Origin of the sequence: Streptomyces sp. NPDC048383, assembly GCF_040651775.1 — a bacterium.
GTDB lineage: Bacteria > Actinomycetota > Actinomycetes > Streptomycetales > Streptomycetaceae > Streptomyces.
In genome coordinates, this window is record NZ_JBEZKS010000003.1 from 113,011 (window position 1) to 131,561 (window position 18,551).

Here is an 18,551-nt window from a genome sequence, read left to right on the forward strand (position 1 = left end):
TTACGCTCCTCGCCCTGCTCAGTCGGACTCTGCGCCGGTGGCTGCATCGGTGACGTTGTCCGTGACGGACATCTGGACGGCGGCCTTCGCGCCCGTTCGCTTCTTCGGCGCGGCTGCCTTCTTCGTGCCCCCGCGGGTGGCGGCGGCTGGGCGCCAGGCGCGCAGCGCATCGTCAGTCAAACCGAGCACGCCCTGCTTCTGTTGCCGAAATGCCAGGATCTCGGCGGCCGGCGACGCCCCGAACTCCGGGTCATATTCGCCGTACCACTGCTGTAGCCACGGCTGCAGCTCAAGCAGCCCCGCCAGGTATGGCACGAGGTCGTCGTCACCGAGCCCGGCTTGCTGGATATACGAGGCGAGCGCGAGGGCCTGCTCCAAGTGGTCCCAGCCGGCCCACCCGTACAGCTCCGGCGACAGCGCGTTGGTCGTGCCGTACGACACGAACCGCTCCTTGGGCACGTCGAGCTTGCCGCGCGCACGCCAGTAGCTCGGCTTCAGGAAGTCCGCCGAGGTGTACTTTGGCGGCACGGGGGTCCGCTCACGGACCTTCCGCTTGGCGGGTTCGTCGGGCGCAGCGTCCTCCTCCCGCTGCAACTCCCATACTTGCTCCCAGTCGGCGCGCTTCTTCAGTCCGGCCGGCTTGTACCGCAGCGCGGACACGAACGGCACGTGCTCTTCGGACAGCAGTTCCCGTACAGTCTTCGCGAGGTCCTGCCGGGGCGCATACAGCTCGGCGACAGACGTGAAGTCCTCATCCGCGGACAGGTTTTCGGACAGGCGGGCGAGGGTGGTGACGTTGGGGTTACCGCTGGCGTCGAACCAATACAAGCGGTCCTCGACCTGGTTGAGCAGCCAGGACTTCAGCGCCTTCTGGCGCATCGCGTCCCAGCCGTCGGTGGCCCAGCGCCGCTTGTACTCCGGGCGCTCCACCATGCCGATGGCACGGTTCGACTCGATGACCTCGATCCGCCTCTGCACGAGCGCCTGGTAGTCGGCGGGCCAGTGCGCGGGGATCTCCGTGATCGGCGTGGACCCGTGCCGCGTGAACCACTCGCCACTGGCCTCGCCGGCTGCGACCCTCCGCGCGAGCACGATCTCGAAGGCACGCTCGCCAAGGGCGAGTTCGGGCACGGCAGAGACGTCAGGCAGGCGTAGGTCCTCGGCGTGCAGGTCGTAGAGGGGGTACACCTGCCAGTCCAGCTCCTCCTGTAGAGCGATCATGCGGGCGCGGGTGGAGTTGTAGCTGGCTTGGGCTTCTCGGAGGGCGGGAGCGGTGGGGACGGCCTCGGCGGCGAGGGCGGCGGGGGTCGTCGCGGAGAGGTGCTGGGCAAGAGCGTCGAGCTCGGTGGCGAGGGCGGTGGGGAAGACGGAGGGAAGCGGGAATTCTTGAAGCTTGGTACCCGTGAACTCGTAGAAACGTTCCCATACCTGCGACTTGTAGCCTTCATTTACACCCTGGCTGCCCTTGTCGTGGCTCACCATCTTGAGCCAGAACCCAGCCGTGGAGCTATTGAGTAGCCCCAGCAGCCGCACATGCTCCTCTTCCGTCGCGCCCTCTGGGAGCACCAACACCGGCGCAGTACGAATGAATACGCGTGACAGTCGATTCAGGGAGAAGTGGTTGTGAGTAGAAACGAAGAGGAATGCAATAGTCGCATCTGGGGAGTACCGGCGGCGAAAGAACATCGAGTACTCGAACCAGCGAAGGCCCCGATCAAGTTGAGACTTACCAAAGGCGACGCGATCGATGAGGTACCTGCGCATTGGCCAGAGGAAGCGACTGACCTCCTCTGGGGCATCGGGCTCCAGGGTCTCTTCTCCGTACGGCCACAAGGAGGGTTCAGCCCCATCAATGAGGTAGTCGCGAACAGCTCCGCCTTCGACCAGCTCACGTTCATGCGCCTCGGCGATGCCAGCTCGCCGCAAGGCTCCGGCGCCAACCATGTAGGCATCGTCCTCGCGTGTAACGGCACCTGCACCGATCTCTTCAACAACCGACTTGAGCTTGGCCGTGGCTGCGATATTGAGCTGCTCAACCAGCTCCAGACCGCCGGCGGCCAGGATCCAGGGCTGCTTGTCGAAAAGACCTACCCGACCGAGATCATCGACTGACACCCATTTGCTAGAACTTCCTGGCGCGTCGACCTGCTCGACGATTGCCCGCCACACCAACCCCTCCTCCGCCTTCTCCGGCGCCGAAGGCTCTCCCTGTACGCTCCGCACCGTCCGGATCGTCGCCTGCCGCTTCGATCCGCTCCTCGGCCGTCCCACGAGGATCACCGTCGGTGTCCCGTGCCCCGGAATATATGCCCCCGACGTGTCGATGACCTCGGTGAGTTCGACCTTGTGGGCGAAGTACTCCTCGATGAGCTTGGTTCCGAACTCTCGCTTCATGAAGGAGTTCGCCGTGATCTGGCCGACCATGCCGTAGCCGTTCCCATCGGCTGCGCCCCGCTTGGCCAGTTCGAAAAACCTCTGGGCGAAGGGGACAGACAGCGCATAGGTCCCTGCGCAGGCGTCGTAGAGCTCCCGGTACAGCTGGTTGAGCTTCTTGTCCTTAACCGTGATGTATGGCGGGTTGCCCACCACCACGTGGTACCGCCCTTCCTCCAGGATCCCGGGGTACTCGTGCACGTCCTCGGTCGCATACGAGAAGTCGGCGAGCGGGTCTCCGGCCGTGCCGGCGTCGTCCTCGAGCCCGAGCCCCAACTGCAGCTCCAGCTGTCGGTCCTTGATAAGGGAGTCACCGACCGCGAGGTGGATCGGCCACTCGTACTGCCTCGCCTCTTCGAACGTCAGCATGCCGCTAGCAGCCATCGCCGCGACCAGGAGCCGGAAGCGAGCGACCGCGACCGCGAACGGGTTGAGGTCCACCCCGTGCACCGAGTCGAGGGCTGCCCGCACCCGCTCGTGCGAGCCAACCTCGGGCCGCTGCTCAGCCCACATACGCACAAGCCGCCAGAACGCGCCGAGGACGAAGTGTCCGGACCCGCACGTCGGGTCGATCATCTTCAGTTCTCCGAAGCCGAACTCCCGCACTGCCGGGGTCATCGTCCGGTCGAGGATGAACTCCTCCACAAACTCCGGCGTCTGCAGCAGCGCGTACGTCTTGCGGGCCGCCTCGCTCAGGTCCTGGTACAGGTCGCCCAGGAACCGGGTGTCCCAGCCCTCGGTGCCGTCCTCGCTCAGCGGGTCGCTGAAGTCGTGCACGAGAACCGGGCCGCTGACTCCACCAACGCCGTCCCCGTCGACCTCACCCTCCCCGGCCCGCTGCTCCCGCCAGAACGCGATCAGCGCGCCCGCCCCGTCGTGCGAGAGCGGGATCTGGTAGAGCGGGTTATGGTCGCGGTCGAAGAGCAGCCGCCCGGCCTGCCCAGCGCCCAGCTCGGCGAACGCGGTCTCCAACCATCCCCGGTACGTCGGGTCGGCGTCCTTCTCCAGGTGTTCTTCGTACCGTGCCTGCGCGGTTTCCCGCCCGGCCACGTCGGGGGCGGTGATGTACGGCTCGGCGATCAGCCGGTTGTCCTCGCTGAACCGCACGAAGACCGTGCCGAGCACCCAGGCCACCGCGACCTGGGTGATCCGCTCGCCGAGCCAAGCGTTCCACGTTGCAGCCGTACGGCCCAGCTTCCGGGCCTGCTCGTACTCGCCGCGCAGCCGCGCCCCGACCTCAGGGACGGCTTTGACCTGCTGCTCAAGGTCGGTCTCTGCCGCCTTGACCTGCTTCTGCAGGTCGGCGAGGAGGCTCTTGCGGTCGATCACGAATCGGCTCCTGTGGAGAAAAGTGGAGAGGACGGAAGGAGGTCAGGTCAGAAGGGTTAAGCGGGTCAGGCGTCCTGCGCGAGGTGTTTGCGCGCGACCCAAGCGTCGGGCACGACGATCCACTCGTCGAACCCCGCCTGGTACGGCACGCTCTGCCCGGCCAGCCGCGGCGCTCGTGCCGGATCGGACTGCGCGACGAGCAGCCACAGCGGGCTGCCGCCCTGTCGCGCCTCCTCCGCGAGCCGCCCGAGCAGGTCGAGCGCGTCGTACCGGGCGAGGACCGCGGTGTCGGTGAGGAGTAGTGGGCCGTGCCCCTGCACCAGCTGGTCTCGCAGCCTCGGTTCGATGCGTCCCCATGCCTTGTCGGTGCGGATGCGTAGCTGCTGGTGGGCCCGGCTGCCCGGTTCAGCGGCGTCCGCCTTGAGGACGGTCTCCCAGGTCGGACGGGCCGCTTCGCCGACCACGCCGCGCAGTTCGTCCACGAAGAGTCCGGTCAGCGACACCGGCCGAGCCCTGTACGGCTCGCCGGCCAGCCAGCGCACGGCGTCCTCAGCGCGCCGCTGGGGCACGGTCAGGACCCGGAAGCCGTCCTGCTGTGCTGAGTGCGCGAGCCGCTGGTCGGCCTTGACGGCAGCGGCGACGGCCGCGTCCGCGTCGTACTGAGTGGGGGCGGAGCGGCGCGCCGCCGAGGCACCCCAGCTCGCGGAGGTCAGCCCAGCGGTGGCGTCTCCGGACGGGCGGTCCGGGATGAGCCGGAGCACCCTGTCGTAGCGAGTGGCCAGCTTCAGCTCGAACCCGGCCTCCTTCAGATCACGGACCAGGGCGCTGCCCGTGGGCAGCTCACGCGGCGCCAGCGGATCGGAGCCCAGGTCGGGAAAGCGGGTGGCGACCCGCTTGTGCAGGGCGTCAACCGTCAGGCCCGGCTGCCGCTCCTCCTCTACGCCCGGCTGCACGGCGACCACACCGGCCTGGGTGATCCTCAGGGCGCGCACCAGGTCCAAGTCGCGGGGGTAGATCTCCAGGCGGGGGGTGAGGGCGGCTCGGGTGGAGGCGGCGACCGCGATCTCAGCGGTGCGCCGCTCGTCCCAGCCCAGGTTGCCCGGCGGCCGTCGCACCGCGTCCAGCCGACAGCAGGTCGCTGCTCGCGATCACGGGCAGGCCGGTCAGACGGCATCTCCTCCACGAACCGGGTAGAGCCGCAGATGCAGACAATCTCAGGCCGGTGTGACGACCCGAACCGCGCTCGTCCACGCTTGCTACAGACGGCGCGGGCGAGCAGGTAGTGGCTGGTGAGGTTGATCGAGACGTCGGACTCTCCAGCTCCACCAGGTGCCAGCCGACGCTTGGATGATGCGTTCGCGGCGGCTCTGGGGGCCGATGGACAGGCGCTCGACGATCCGTGCGGAGAACGGCAACGTGGCGGTTTCGGGCATGGCGAAGCTCCTTGAATGGGTCGTTGAAGGAAGAGAGGCGCTGGCTCTCAGGCGGCGGATACCTGGACGGCGTACCAGGCCAGCAGGTGATCAACGGCGGCACTGACGGCCTGCAGGGCGCCGTCCGTGCCACGATGCAGCCATTCGTCGACGACGCTGGCCAGGGTGGGCACCGCGAGCGGCGGGAGGCCGGGCAGCTGCGCGGCGGCGGTGAGGATCTCGTCGGGGCCGCTGGCCCAGACGCCCTGCTCACGCAGAAGCAGTCGGACGGCGAGCACGAGATGCCGGTACAGCGGACGGAGGTCGCCGGCTGTGGCCCCCGCGCGGAGGCGGCGCATCGTGAGGATGACCTGGGGGAGGTCCTGTGCACCGGCCAGGACCAGGTCGTGGCGTGTGATCACAGGCAGCTCGAGTCCGGGCGCCGCGTGGAGCACCGGCTGTCCGTCCTGAATCTGGTGGAGTACGAACGCGAGTCGTGGGGTGAGACGACGAGCGGTCAGCTCGTCCGGGGTCACCAGAGTGAGGCCGACGGTGGCCAGACCATCCAGTGCCGCCTGGTAGGTCTTCAGCGCCACGGACACCTGCTCGGAGCCCTGGTGTTCGGAAATCACGAAGAGGTCGATGTCCGACCAGCCGGCGACCCACGGACCCGTGCTCGGGCTTCCCGTCAGCGCGGCGAGCCGGACCGGGGCTCCGGCCGAACGCATGGCCTTCGCGAAGGTGGCGGTGGCCTCCGCTACTGCGGTCGGCAGTCCGAGCGCGGAAACGTCTCCTACCTGTACCCGCGCCGTGACCTGGGAAGTCTCGGCGATCCTCCGCAACCGCGCCCGCAGGTCGACCACGCTGCCGGAGTTGTCGATGACATGGTCGGCCATGGCCTCGACCTTGTCCGCGCCTCGTTGGATCTTCACCGCGTCCTTCGCGGCCACGGCGTGCGGAGGCGTCCCGGACCGGGCCACACGGACATCGAACGGGGCGGACAGGTAAACCACCTGGAGGCGATCGCCGAGCAGGGCCTTCAGTTCCGCGATCGACTCGTTGTCGTGCACCGACTCGATCGTGAACAGCCGTGCCTCGACGTGCGCTTCGGCGAAGCGGTTCAGTTCCTCCAGGAGCAGCTCCGCTTGCCGGCGGGCCTAGAGCCGGTACGGGTCGGCGAGCCCATGGTGGTGCGCGGCCTGTCGGAGCAGGTATCCGATCTTGAAGCGCTGGGCGCCGGCGAGCTGACGTACGTAGTCGGCGCCCGTGCTCTTACCGGACTCACTCAGCCCGCCGAACGCGATCACCCGCTGAAGGTGTCGGCTGGGAGTGACGGTCTCGTCCGTCTGAGCATTGCCGCCATACAGCTTGAAGCGCGCGGGGGTCGGCAGCAGGCGGGTTCCCGCGGCCACGTCGGCGGCAAGGCTGTCCAGCGCGTCCGACAGAGCCGCACGCTGCTTATGCAGCAGGGGTATTCGCTGAGCCACGGCCGGGTCGAACGTCGCGGCTTCCTCGCTGTGCCAGATGCGCAGGGTGAGCACGGAGAGGCGGTCCAACGCGGAGGAGAGCGTCTCGGTGTGGCGAACGGCGCCGAGCAAAGGAGGGCCGGCCAAGGCGGCCAGCACTTCGTCCGCCCGCTCGGCCAGGTTGTTGCGTTCGGCGTTGAGCTGGTCGATCTCGCGCTTGCAGTCGGCGACCTGGGATTCGCTCAGTCCGCCGCGCACGCGGTCCTCGGCGAGCCACAGATGGGAGTTGGTCGCGTGCAAGCGAGTGAGGGTGTCGTCCAGCCGCTGCTGGTCCTTGGGCGGAAGCGCTGCCGCGGCCAGCATCAGGCCCGGTGGAAGGGCGAGAGAAGGTATGTGCGTTGTCATCTGGAGTCCTCCGCGTACGTGGAAGGGGACAGGACCGGGCCCGCGATGGACATCACCTCGGCTTGGACCTGCTCGATGGACTTGCCCTCGCAGTCGACGACCCCGGCGTACGCCCCCCGCTCCACCTGGTGGAGTAAGACCCCGTGCAGCGCCCGCTGGTACGCCGGATAGACACCGGTCCAGGGCCGGCCCTCACGCGCGCTGGTGATCTCGTAACTGCGGTCGGCGTCGAGTGATGGGAGAAGGAGGACGGACATCTCCCGGGTCGGGGTGCGGGAGGCCGCGATCCGCTCCACCGCGCCGAGTGCCTCAGCTGGGGAGGAGGCTTCCTTGACCGAGGCCGTCGCCGCGCTGACGGCGATCAGCATCGGCATCCCGCGGTCGAGGAGGCCGAAGCGGCCGGGTTCGAGCGCGGCCGACCGCTTGTCGTAGCTGTCGAGGAGCAGCCCCGTCAGCTCGGCGGTGGTGGACCGCTCGAACCACCATGCGGCGTAATCCTCGCCGGCGACTCGTTCCCAGGCGGCAGCATTGTGCTCGTGAACTGAGCCGAGCAGCTGGATGTTGGAGAAGCGAGCGGCGAGCCGTCGTAGGTGCGTGGTCTTGCCGACGTTGTCCGGGCCGTTGACGCTGATGAACATGGCGGTGGTCAGGACGCGCGGATCTGGGTGTCGAGCACGGCCTTGATCGCCTCGACATTGCCGGCCGTGAAGTCGGCCAGCTCCGGCGGCATCAGATTGAGCTGCCGGACCGCCTCGGCCGTGAACGGCACGCGGACGACCTCGTAGTCGCCCCGCTCGGGCTTGTTGAACTCGGTGCCCGTGCGTGCAGCGAGGTCCATCTGCTCCAAGCGCGCGGCGAAGATGTGCTGGACACCCAGGCCGCCATCCAGCGAGTCGGTGATCAGGTGCACGAGCTCTGCCTTGCTCAGCTTGCCCCCGAGCTCCTCGAACACCTCGCGGTGCAGCGCGTCCTCGATGCTCGCGTCCTCGGCCTCGACACCGCCGCCCACCGTCACCCAGTACGGGTCCCGGCCCGGCTTGGTGCGCTTGATCAGCACGAGGTCGTCGCCGTCCAACAGGATGGCCCTGGCATTCCGCTTGATGATCGTCATCTCCCGTGCCTCTCTGGGATTCGTTCGTGGCGATGCCGACATGTCGGCTGATTCGCCCGTGAGTTGTCGTAATCGGTGCCCCGCTACCGACTGGACGTCGGGGATCTTCAGAGTCTGAGTTACAGGTGCTGTTCGCGCCTATCGCGGCGGTGATATCACGGCCGCGTGGAGGGGAGTTGACCCTGTCGAGCTGGGCCTCGCGAGCGGTGATCCCGGGGCTATCCGTCGTCCGCGGGCGAACTGAGCGTGAACCAGGTCTCCGTGCCGTCCTCGCTGACACCCCACTCGTCCGCGAGGGCCTCGACGATCAGCATGCCCCTGCCGCACTCCTCGTCGGTTTCCGGCTTCCGAACCTGAGGTCTCGCTGGGGACCCGTCAGCAACCCTGATGCCGACAGTCGCCAGCTGGCGCTCCATGGCAAACCTGAGGCTGCTTCCGCTTCCGTGGACCAGCGCATTGGTAACGACCTCGCTGGTCAAGAGGCACGCCGAATCGATAAGGCGGAGAAGCCCGCGGTGAGCCAGCCACCTGTGAACGACGCTTCGGATCTCTCCGACGAGGCGGGCGTCGGCGCTACTGACGTCGGCCGCGGCGCGACGGGGGTCGCAATGACGCTGAAGGTCAGAGTCACCTGATCGACTTCGGGGTCCGTCTGATCGTGAAGGCGGACCGTCTCGGTGTGGAGCACGCTGAGTGCGGTCTGGCGCATGGGCATCTCCTTCGACGAGTCGGTCCTGTCGCGGTCACATCGAGGAAACCCCTTGGGGCGCTGTTCCGGTACGCCGTCAACCTGTCCTGCGTGGTCAAAGTGGTCAAAGATCGTTTCTGCATGTGGCCGTGGAGGATCGAATCGTGCCAATTGCTGATGGGGGAGGGTTCATTGGGCCTTACCGTGTTGGTGGGTCAGCGGGCACCCCCGCGGATGACCCGATCAAAGTGATCAAAGATCGTCTTGCTCGCTGGAGTGCCTCGTGACTCACAAGCGGAATGAACGGCTCGCCGCCATCCTGGAGGAAGCTGGCTGGTCGCGGGCGCAAGCGGCCAGTGCGTTCAATCGCGTTGCCCAGGAGAACAACCTCGTCGGCTACACGGCGATTGGCCGCTCCCACATCAGCATGTGGGTCGGTGGGACGGAAGCGTCGGGTGCGTCGCCCGTAATCTTGAGCCAGGCGTTGACGCGTCGATTAGGGCGAGTCATCACGCCAGACGAACTTGGCTTCGCAGCCGCTTCGCCATCGGGGCAAGGGGCGCTGGACTGGACCGTCGATCCGATACTGACCCTCACCGACCTGGGGAGAAGCGATTTGGACGTCGAGCGGCGCAAGCTGCTAACCGGCGCGGTGTACTCGATCGCTGGCCTTGCCCTGCCGGGGGAGTCGTGGTGGGAGGAGATGGCCGGGGCGGCCCCGGCGGAATCGGCGTCGGGAGCGAGAAGAGCCGGGCAATCGGACGTAGCAGCCGTGAGGGAGATGACGGCGGCCTTCTCCCGCATGGACCAGAGCCGCGGTGGCGGCCACGGACGCCAAGCGCTGGTCCAGTACCTCCACTCGGACGTACGGGGCTTCCTGCATGCGGCCTTCCCCAACGATGAGATCCGCCGCGGGATGCTTGCCGCGGCAGGTGAACTGTCGTACCTGTCCAGCTGGATGGCTTTCGACAACGGGGAACACGCCCTCGCGCAGAACTACTTCCACCTCGGCCTCAAGCTCGCAGCCCGTGCGGACGATGCCCCGCTCACCGGCCACATTCTGCGGGCGATGGCCCACCAAGCCATCGATCTGGGCTTCGTCAACGAAGGTCTTCGGCTCTCGACCGCATCGATCCAAGGCCAGCGTTACGCGAGCGCTACGCCACGGGAGCGTGCTCTGCTCGGCGTGGTCCACGCCCGGGGCCTCGCAGCCACAGGGCAGCGACAGGCCGCAGCCAAGGCACTTCTTCGCGCGGAGGATGATCTCTCCGCGGCCAGTGAGGACATCCCGGAGCCGAACAGGACGTTCTTCTTCGCGGAAGCGTCCCTCGCGCATGAAACTGCATGCACACTGCGTGACTCCGGTGACAGGCAAGGCGCGATCCACCAGTTCAAGCGGAGCGTACGGACCAGGGGTTCGGCATTCCGTCGAACGCATGCCGTGACACTGGGATACCTCGGCTCCGTGCAGGTCGCCGACGGGCACGTCGAGGAGGCGTGCGCCACATGGAGCACAGTCCTTGACGCCATGGAAGAAGGGATCTACTCGGGACGGGCCCGCCAGGCCGTAGTGGACATGCGCCGCCTGCTCTCCCCGTACCGACGCCGAGGCATTCCAGCCGTTGCCAGCCTGGACGCCCGGGCCGCCGCATACCTCGTCCAAGTACATTGACCGGGTCACGACGAGGCACGAGGGGAAGCGCATGGCACAGTCGCTGGAAATCGAACCGATCGGCATTGTCGTTGGAGGCCGGACCGAGCCCACAGACGATCACTGGGGTGGTCCCGCGATCATTCGGCTGAACCCCGACTTCCCGGCGGACGTGGTCAAGGGCCTGGAGGAATTCTCGCATCTCGTGGTGGTGTGGCACTTTCACAAGGCATCCCCGACCGACGTCGCCCTCCACGCGCGAAGCCCCCGTAACAACCCGGACTGGCCGCCCACTGGAACCTTCGTCCACCGCAACCACCGTCGACCGAACCAGCTCGCGCAGTCCTTCCCGCGACTCGTGAAGGTCGAGGGCCTGGACCTTCACGTCGTAGACCTCGACGCGATTGACGGCACACCCATCTACGATGTCGCGCCCTACTTCCGAGCGATGGGACCGCGTGGGGAGGTACGGGAGCCGAGCTGGCCGGCCGAGATGCTCGTGGACTACTGGGAATGAGGTGACGGCAGTCTGCCCCGCGCGGTACTCGAACGGGGAGTCGCAGGCTGTGCCTACGAAGCTACGGCGTGGTGATCACCAGCCCCATCTCGACGAGGGAGTGAGTCTGCTGGGCCGCTGCCTCACGGTCCCCGGACAGGGACACCTCGCCCAGCGTGACCGGGAACGATGCGTGCACAGCGGCGAGCAGGGCCGTGGTGTCCGGGCTCGAGGCGAAGACGCCGCCAGCCGCGGCGAGCGCGACTTGCCCGTCGGGGGTGGAGCCGAGAAGCTCGACGCCTCCTGGTATCCGCGTGCGGAGTTGCGTGCTGTCGGCGAGGTACGGCGACTCCGTGGCGAGCGGCAGCCTTGAGCGGAGTAGCCGGCGGAAGGTGACCTCGCTCGGCGGAAACTCGGAAACGCCGAGATGGGTGGGCACCTGGTCCCGGGAGATCCAGTTGTGACGGCGGAGGAGGGCGATCGAGAGGAGCCCGCTGTCATCGCCGAGCGGGACTGCCTGGTGGGGGTGACCCTCAGGGAAGAGCAGGCAGTCCCCGGGCTTGAGCACCGCATCGAGGACGATGCTGGAAGCCGGGCCTCCTTCAGGGGTGTCCCAGCCGCCCAGCTGGAAGCGTTTGCTGCCCCAGAGCATCAGGGCGATGACGTCCTGGCGGTCCGAGTGCCAGCCGGTGACGCTGGTAGTGCCGGCAGAGATGAACAGCTTGGTGAACACGTCGGCTCCGGACACGGCGACGATGTCGTCCATCAGCGACGCCAGGGCTGGCGACCAGCGGTCGAACTGCCGAATCCCGAGGGTGACTCCTTCGTTCAGCGCGCGCCGCATCCGGTGAATGTCCATCTGAAAGGTGTCGGAGTCCGGCTCCAGCCGGTTGCCGAATCGTTCGCCGGGGAGCTTCCCGTCGGCATCACGGAGCTCCATGTCCGAGTTGGCTCCCGTACCGGGTCCGGCTACCAGGCGCGGCTCCGCCGTGAGCCAGCGTTCGAACTCCGTACGGCCGGGCAGCCGCCCGAAGTCATTGCCAGCGCTTCCGAGAGAAGGGGCCTCGCAAGGCCGCCCGAGCCCCGTCACCACGGTTTCTCCGAGAACAGGCCGGAGGCGTGCGGCGGCACGCTTGACGGCAGCGCTGTTGGCCGTGTCGATGAGGGATGCGAGGTCATCGGGCAGGCCGCCCTCGCGGATGGCCAGTCGGTCGACTTCGTCCAGTCGATGCACGGAGTGTGATGTCATGGGCAACGCTCCAACGTCTTGAGCACGCAGGACAGGCCGGACTCGAAGTCGGCGACGAGTCCGGGCCACGGGGATACGCCGAGGCGGTGTACCGGGATCCCGGAGACGAGCCCACGGCTACTCCGATGCAGGGCGGCCGGGCTTGCTCCCCCGTCACGGAGATGCTCCGCCAGCCAGGACATCGCCTCCTCCTCGCTATCGGCCGTCGCGACGGAGCCCGAGGGGCTCAGCGGTTCCGCCGGGACGAGGATCACCACAGCAGCGGGCAGGGCGGCGCCGCGGTACGTGGTCGGTCCCGGTGGGAGTGGCACCGCAGTCCGCTGGTAGCCGGACCGTACGGCGACTGCGAGCGGTACACCGAAGACCACGCCTGTCAGCGAGTCCAACAGCACGACCTCGTCGGTGGCGATGGAGGCGAGCCCGGCGTCCCGGGCCCAGAGCGCGGCGGTCGTCTTGCCGGCTTTCTGGTTGCCGCAGACGAGGAGGCCCTGGCCTGAGGGCAGTACGAGCAGTGCAGCGTGCAGCGCGATGAATCGGTCGCTGTATGGGGGAGTAGCGAGCGGGGGCAGGGCGGGCAGGTCGCCCGTCAGAGCATGCCACCGGGGATCGCCGGGCATGCGGTAATAGACACCGGGCCGGTCACCGGCGAACGAGCGGTGCAGCATGTCAGCCCGAGCCTCGGAGCCGAGCCGTACGAGTACATCTGCCGTCCGCCGGCGGTCAGGTACTGCGACCGCGAGACGGGTCCGGAGCTGGTTCAGTACAGCGGGGTCGGCCGCGTGGTAGCGGACGATGGCACCCGCGAGGGCAAGGTCGACGAACGGCGCCTCCTCCGTATCGCTGGAAGGGGCCTGGCCGGAGGCCGTGTCCAGGGCCTGGTGCAGCGGAATCGGCCACAGCTCGTCCTGCTGCCACAGTCGGGTGCCGAGGGCGCTGCTGACCTGGTAGATGGTGCTCGTCGCATTCTCGACAACGTCCCACGTACCGTCCGGTCGTTCGAGGGCAACCCACGAGGCAGGATCAGTGATCACCTGTGTCACCTCCACCCGCTCCGCCGCTCCGGATGGTTCCCACGCCCACCAGGTACGCACCGTCGTGGGCCGTACCGAGTCCCGTCAGCGGCTCCAGCAGATGCTCGACCAGGGCAGGGCTCTGAAAGACCCCGCATGACGGATCGGTGGCCAGGCCCAGGGCGATGCGCTGTGCATCGCGTCCGCACTGGATGAGCGCGGTCTGCCATGACACGGCACCCGGCTCCGCCGGGCGAGGCACGAGCCACGCGACCGCCGATATGCCGGCGGTCCAGGTCTGGCCGATGGCGGCGCGTTGAATCGCCTCGGGGGTTGGTGCCGGCCCGACCCGGATCCAGCCCTCGACGTCGAGCTTGTATGTGCCTGCGCCCAGGACGTGGTTCGGGTGCAGCAGGCTCAGCCGGACTTCGCTCCGTACGGTCGTCAGGATCTCGAGCAGAATGTCCACTGCTCCCCTGGACAGCGGACGCTCGGAGAAGGAGCGGTGGGTGCGACGCGCGGCAAGGGCAGCAGGCAGCTGGGACCATGGCAGCGGCGGCTTCGCGTCGGCCGTGGTGGTCGTCCGGTGCTTCTTCAGGCGCGCTTCGCCAGCTGCCTCGGCATGAACCAGCAACGACGGGAACCAGCTGGACTCGATCCAGGGTCGTACCTGCTCCCACAGCGCCAGGGCTTCCTCGGCAGGGAGAAGTGCCCGAGCAGAGATCAGCTTCTCCACCTCTGCCAGGGATACACCGCTGCTCTCGCAGATCTCGGCTGGCCTGGAAGGCCGGTCACCCCGCGTACTGGGTTTGGCATAGGCGAGGGCGGTGACGGCTTTGGGCGTGAGCGCCGTCAGGTCCTGCATTTCGGAGTGGACCCGGGCGTAGAGGCCGTCCACCCGGGGGACGAGGGACAGAAGCGGGTTGGTGCGGTACTCGGCGCTCGATACCGAGGGTCCGGACCGCGGAGCCGGTATGAACTCGCCTTCGACGAAGGCGGGTTCTGGAGTGGCGAGGAGCAGCCCAAGAACGGGGTCGGGGCCGGTGAACGCCGGCATCGGAAGCCAGGAGGTGGACCAGCCGGTGGAGTGAAGCGTCAGGTCCAGCGTTTCCAGAACGTGGCCGGCGTCGATGAGCACCGGACGGAAGGCCCGCACGTCCCGGTACCGCCACATGGCCCGCTCGACGTGGCTGGACAGGACGAACGCCACACCGAACGGTGGGAGGGACGCCGTCAGCGGCAACCCGGCCTCCGCACGTACCAGCGCGTGATGGTCGCCGTCGTACCACCAGGAGCCCCGTAAGGGCGCCGGCCATCCGTCACCCACGATTACGCCGAGATCCGTGGGGTGCCGGGCGCCGCCGGAGGGGCTTGTCTTGAGGACGATGGGGCCGTGTCGGCCCTGGCGTCGGCCGGTGATCCGGCCAGCCGAGGCCAGCCATGCGGCCAGAAGGTCAGCGCTCGGAAGACCTGCAGGACCGTCCGGGAGCGGCGCCTCGGGCAACACGGTGCTCGAACCGGGGCGTTGTGTCGTGACCGGTGGCGGTGCTCCGTGCACCGCGTAGCCGTCCATGAGTGCCTGGTCGGCTTCGTGGCTCGTCTCGACGCTGTAGTCCAGGAAGGGGTAGTCGAGGTTGAGGCGGCGGTAGTGGGCCAGGAAGTCGGGAGGCTCCGGACTCTCCCAAGAGCCGGATATGCCAAGGGCTGTCGCGGCCGCTTCGCATTCTTCATTCGCCTCGCGTCCCGCGCCTTGGGCGATCCAGGACAGCAGCGCGCACTCCCGATCCTTGCCGGAGAGGACGTACGCCTGGCGGGTTGCGGCGTCGATGGCGACCCATCGAGCGTCGGCTTGTATCTGAGGAGCCATGGCCCGTGCGGGAAATACTCGAACCCTGTCCATTGTCGAAGTCCCTCGTGAGGTGCCGGATCAAGGACGGAGGGGGCCCGCGGCAGCCGTGGCTGCCGCGGGCCCGTTGCCTCAGGAGCTGTTCTGTACGAGGGCGCGGCGGAACAGGGGAACCGCGGCGTAGATGCCGGCACTCGCGTCGGGCATCGAGAACCAGACCGCGTCCGTGGGCGGCTGGTCGCCGGCCGCGAAGCGCTCCAGGTCGGAGCGGGTCAGCAGCCACCGGCGGTCACCGTCGGGGTCGGAGATCAGGATGGAGGGGTCGGCCGAGCCGCTCCCCGAGACGACGGGGACCTGTTCGCACAGTGTCTTGGACGGCAGTACGAACACGACGTCGGCGCTTTCGCCGAGCTGCGCAGGTCCGACCGTGAACTCGCCCAGCAGTTCCGGGTCGAGTATGTACGTGGCGTTCTTTCCGGGGTCTTGCACCGCGATTTTCACAGGCACCTTCCCACAGGTCGACCGCAGGGACTGGTGGATCCAGACACGCTGCGGGGTGGTGCGTGACATGTCAGCCGTGGGCTGGAGTTTCGGTTGCACACGCAGGCCCCAGGGGCCCATCCGCGCGCCGCCCAGCCGTTGGGGCGCACAAATGTGGTGACTGACTGTCACAGAGCGGAGACTCTAGTATGAACACCTGTGTCTTGTGCAGTGCATTGGGCGCCCTTACCCGACATGGCCGAATCCCTCCACTGTGGATCGATCCGATGGGTCAACTCTCTTGGCCTACATAGCAAAACGGCGTTGCCGCCCCTCACACGAGTGTGTGAGAGGCGGCAACGCCGTCATTCGTTTGATGCGAGCTACATGGTGATCTCGTAGGTGAGGAGTTCACTCTCAGCCACTTCGAGTTCCACGTCGCCGATGTTTCCCGCGGACTGCACGTCCCCGCTCACCTGGCGAAGTGTCGCAACCAGCGGAGCCGGCCCGCGTGCCGTGACTCGGGCGACCTCAGCCCGCATGGAGACCTGAGCTGCGCTCTTGGCCTTCCGGATGGCGGCGATGGCGTCTGCGGCGACGTCCAGGAGCTGGGGGTCCCCCTTCAGGGACAGTTCCCGCAGCTCCGTTCCACTGGGCCACTGCGCCCGGTGCACCGAACCCTGCTGCCACCAGCTCCACGCCTCCTCGGTGGCGAACGGAACGAAGGGAGCGAGGAGCCGCAACAACACGGAGAGGGCAGTCGACAGCGTGGCCTGAGCAGATGCGGCAGCCTCCTCACCTCCGCCGCCGTAGGCACGCGTCTTCACCAGCTCGACGTAGTCGTCGCAGAACGCCCAGAAGCACCGCTCGATGGTCTCCAGTGCGCGGGCGTAGTCGTATCCCTCCAGCTGGGCCGTCGCCTCGTCCACGACGTCCGCGAGTCGCGCGAGGAGCGCCTGGTCGAGCGGGTTGGTCACGGCGGACCGCCGCTCGGCCGCACCCAGACCGAGCACGAACTTCGACACATTGAGGATCTTGATGGCGAGACGTCGGCCGATCTTCATCTGGCCGATTTCGAAGGCGGTGTCCGTTCCCGGCCGGGCTGATACGGCCCAGTACCGCACCGCGTCCGACCCGTGCTGGTCCAGAAGGTCCAGCGGGGTGACGACGTTGCCCTTCGACTTGGACATCTTCTTGCGGTCGGGGTCGAGGATCCAGCCACTGATTGCGGCATGGGCCCAGGGGAGCGCGTCGTGCTCCAGCTCGGCGCGGGCGACGGTGGAGAACAGCCAGGTACGGATGATCTCGTGGGCCTGCGGACGCAGGTCCATCGGGAAGACGCGCTGGAAGAGGTCGTCGTCGTGGCCCCAGCCGCCGGCGATCTGCGGTGTCAGCGAGGACGTCGCCCAGGTGTCCATCACGTCCGGGTCGCCGGTGAAGCCGCCCGGGACGTCCCGCTGGTCCGGGGTGAAGCCGGGCGGGGTGTCGCTGCTGGGGTCTACGGGCAGCGACTCCCGCGAGGGAACGATCAGTTCGTCGGTGGGGATGCCGTCGGCGTCCAGCTGGTACCACACCGGTACCGGTACGCCGAAGTAGCGCTGACGGCTGATCAGCCAGTCCCCGGCAAGTCCCTCCACCCAGGACTGGTACCGGTTGCGCATGTGGTCGGGGTGCCAGTTCAGCTCATGGCCGCGCTCCAGCAGCTTCTGCCGGAGCTCCACGTCTCGTCCGCCGTTGCGCAGGTACCACTGGCGGCTGGTGACGATCTCGAGCGGCTTGTCGCCCTTCTCGTAGAACTTGACCATGTGGTTGAAGGGCCGCGGATCACCGACCAGGCTGCCCTCCGCGCGCACCATCTCCACCAGGCGCTCCCGGGCGGTGTGCGGGGTCGCGCCGGCGAGCTGCGCGTACGCAGCCTTCGCGGCCTCGGACTCCAGCGCAGCCGGCGCTTCGCGCACGAAGCGGCCGTCGCGTCCGATCACCGAGCGGGTGGGAAGGTCGAGCTCGCGCCACCACACCACGTCGGTGGTGTCGCCGAACGTACAGATCATGGCAGCCCCGGTGCCCTTCTCGGGGTCGGCCAGGCGGTGAGCCACCACCGGCACGTCTACACCGAAGACCGGGGTGCGCACGGTGGTACCGAAGAGCTTCTGGTAGCGCTCGTCGTCCGGGTGCGCCACGACGGCCACGCATGCGGGCAGCAGCTCGGGCCGCGTGGTGGCGATCTCCAGCGCCGCCCCCGCATCCGACCGGAACAGCAGGTGGTGGTAGGCGCTGGGCCGCTCGCGGTCCTCCAGCTCGGCCTGGGCTACAGCGGTCTGGAACGTCACGTCCCACAGCGTCGGGGCCTCGGCCTGGTACGCCTCGCCCCGGGCGAGGTTGGCCAGGAAGGCTCGCTGCGAGATGGCGCGGGCCCGGCTGTCGATGGTCTGGTAGGTGTGGTTCCAGTCGACGGACAGCCCCAGCCGGCGCCACAGGCTCTCGAAGACCTTCTCGTCCTCCACCGTGAGCCGCTCGCACAGCTCGATGAAGTTGCGGCGGGACACGGGGATCTGCTGCTTGCCCGGGGACGAGGGGGGAGTGAAGTCCGGATCGTACGGCAGCGAGGGGTCACACCGGACGCCGAAGTAGTTCTGCACCCTACGTTCGGTAGGCAGGCCGTTGTCGTCCCAGCCCATCGGGTAGAAGACGGCCTTGCCGCGCATCCGGTGGAAGCGGGCGAGTGCATCCGTCTGGGTGTATGAGAACACGTGTCCGACATGGAGCGAGCCGCTCACGGTGGGCGGCGGCGTGTCGATCGAGTACACCCGCTCCCGTGGCGCGGTGCGGTCGAATACGTATACGCCCTGCTCGTCCCAGGTCGGAGCCCATTTGGCCTCAAGGCCGTCGAGTGTGGGCTTGTCGGGTACGCCCTGGCGAGGAGATGCGGTCGTCATGACGGTAGATGGTATCGGCCTTGGTGGTGTGGTAATTCC

General features: G+C 67.8%; 15 protein-coding genes. 2 read left to right on the plus strand and 13 right to left on the minus strand.

The window, feature by feature from the left end:
* Window positions 1-18: 18 nt before the first annotated feature.
* From pglX to AB0D46_RS04455, 8 genes are all read right to left on the minus strand, one after another.
* A complete protein-coding gene (gene pglX / locus AB0D46_RS04420; protein ID WP_362875762.1) occupies window positions 19-3,762 on the minus strand; it encodes a BREX-2 system adenine-specific DNA-methyltransferase PglX in 3,744 nt (1,247 codons plus the stop codon).
* A 65-nt stretch (window positions 3,763-3,827) separates the two neighbouring features.
* Window positions 3,828-4,877, minus strand: coding sequence for a hypothetical protein (locus AB0D46_RS04425; protein ID WP_362875763.1), 1,050 nt, complete (start codon window positions 4,875-4,877; stop codon window positions 3,828-3,830).
* Between the two features lie 365 nt (window positions 4,878-5,242).
* Window positions 5,243-6,244, minus strand: a complete 1,002-nt coding sequence (locus tag AB0D46_RS04430) for a hypothetical protein (protein ID WP_362875764.1) — start codon at window positions 6,242-6,244, stop codon at window positions 5,243-5,245.
* Between the two features lie 87 nt (window positions 6,245-6,331).
* Window positions 6,332-7,045, minus strand: coding sequence for a DUF4254 domain-containing protein (locus tag AB0D46_RS04435; RefSeq protein WP_362875765.1), 714 nt, complete (start codon window positions 7,043-7,045; stop codon window positions 6,332-6,334).
* On the minus strand, window positions 7,042-7,683 hold the full coding sequence (locus tag AB0D46_RS04440) for a hypothetical protein (protein WP_362875766.1): 642 nt from the start codon (window positions 7,681-7,683) through the stop codon (window positions 7,042-7,044). Before AB0D46_RS04440 ends, AB0D46_RS04435 begins: the two co-directional genes overlap by 4 nt.
* An 8-nt stretch (window positions 7,684-7,691) precedes the next feature.
* Complete coding sequence (locus AB0D46_RS04445; protein ID WP_362875767.1) at window positions 7,692-8,156, minus strand: NUDIX hydrolase; 465 nt, start codon at window positions 8,154-8,156, stop codon at window positions 7,692-7,694.
* Between the two features lie 218 nt (window positions 8,157-8,374).
* The gene (locus AB0D46_RS04450; RefSeq protein WP_362875844.1) at window positions 8,375-8,704 is read right to left on the minus strand and encodes an ATP-binding protein; all 330 of its coding nucleotides are present in this window, start codon (window positions 8,702-8,704) and stop codon (window positions 8,375-8,377) included.
* Window positions 8,632-8,865, minus strand: coding sequence for a hypothetical protein (locus tag AB0D46_RS04455; RefSeq protein ID WP_362875768.1), 234 nt, complete (start codon window positions 8,863-8,865; stop codon window positions 8,632-8,634). Before AB0D46_RS04455 ends, AB0D46_RS04450 begins: the two co-directional genes overlap by 73 nt.
* 262 nt (window positions 8,866-9,127) lie before the next feature.
* Between AB0D46_RS04455 and AB0D46_RS04460 the strand changes: the two genes are divergently transcribed.
* Both AB0D46_RS04460 and AB0D46_RS04465 read left to right on the plus strand, forming a co-directional pair.
* The gene (locus AB0D46_RS04460; RefSeq protein WP_362875769.1) at window positions 9,128-10,516 is read left to right on the plus strand and encodes a Tat pathway signal protein; all 1,389 of its coding nucleotides are present in this window, start codon (window positions 9,128-9,130) and stop codon (window positions 10,514-10,516) included.
* Window positions 10,517-10,547: 31 nt separating this feature from the next.
* On the plus strand, window positions 10,548-11,012 hold the full coding sequence (locus AB0D46_RS04465) for an SAM-dependent methyltransferase (RefSeq protein WP_362875770.1): 465 nt from the start codon (window positions 10,548-10,550) through the stop codon (window positions 11,010-11,012).
* Window positions 11,013-11,073: 61 nt separating this feature from the next.
* On the opposite strand, the gene AB0D46_RS04470 is transcribed toward AB0D46_RS04465, so the two are convergent.
* The 5 genes from AB0D46_RS04470 to valS all read right to left on the minus strand — a co-directional run bounded on the left by AB0D46_RS04470 (window position 11,074) and on the right by valS (window position 18,512).
* Window positions 11,074-12,225 (minus strand): cupin domain-containing protein, encoded by a 1,152-nt coding sequence (locus tag AB0D46_RS04470; protein ID WP_362875771.1) that lies wholly within the window; start codon window positions 12,223-12,225, stop codon window positions 11,074-11,076.
* Between the two features lie 11 nt (window positions 12,226-12,236).
* Window positions 12,237-13,271, minus strand: a complete 1,035-nt coding sequence (locus AB0D46_RS04475; RefSeq protein ID WP_362875772.1) for a hypothetical protein — start codon at window positions 13,269-13,271, stop codon at window positions 12,237-12,239.
* Window positions 13,261-15,117, minus strand: coding sequence for a hypothetical protein (locus AB0D46_RS04480; protein ID WP_362875773.1), 1,857 nt, complete (start codon window positions 15,115-15,117; stop codon window positions 13,261-13,263). Before AB0D46_RS04480 ends, AB0D46_RS04475 begins: the two co-directional genes overlap by 11 nt.
* 111 nt (window positions 15,118-15,228) lie before the next feature.
* Complete coding sequence (locus AB0D46_RS04485; protein WP_362875774.1) at window positions 15,229-15,585, minus strand: hypothetical protein; 357 nt, start codon at window positions 15,583-15,585, stop codon at window positions 15,229-15,231.
* 374 nt (window positions 15,586-15,959) lie between these two features.
* Window positions 15,960-18,512, minus strand: coding sequence for a valine--tRNA ligase (valS, locus tag AB0D46_RS04490; protein WP_362875775.1), 2,553 nt, complete (start codon window positions 18,510-18,512; stop codon window positions 15,960-15,962).
* Between the last annotated feature and the right edge of the window lie 39 nt (window positions 18,513-18,551).

Excerpts from the sequence above, each read along its gene's own strand:
- valS (WP_362875775.1), bottom strand. The coding sequence starts at position 18,512 with ATGACGACCGCATCTCCTCGCCAGGGCGTACCCGACAAGCCCACACTC.
- AB0D46_RS04455 (WP_362875768.1), bottom strand. The coding sequence starts at position 8,865 with ATGCGCCAGACCGCACTCAGCGTGCTCCACACCGAGACGGTCCGCCTT.
- AB0D46_RS04435 (WP_362875765.1), bottom strand. The coding sequence starts at position 7,045 with ATGACAACGCACATACCTTCTCTCGCCCTTCCACCGGGCCTGATGCTG.
- AB0D46_RS04465 (WP_362875770.1), top strand. The coding sequence starts at position 10,548 with ATGGCACAGTCGCTGGAAATCGAACCGATCGGCATTGTCGTTGGAGGC.
- AB0D46_RS04480 (WP_362875773.1), bottom strand. The coding sequence starts at position 15,117 with ATGGCTCCTCAGATACAAGCCGACGCTCGATGGGTCGCCATCGACGCC.
- AB0D46_RS04445 (WP_362875767.1), bottom strand. The coding sequence starts at position 8,156 with ATGACGATCATCAAGCGGAATGCCAGGGCCATCCTGTTGGACGGCGAC.
- AB0D46_RS04440 (WP_362875766.1), bottom strand. The coding sequence starts at position 7,683 with ATGTTCATCAGCGTCAACGGCCCGGACAACGTCGGCAAGACCACGCAC.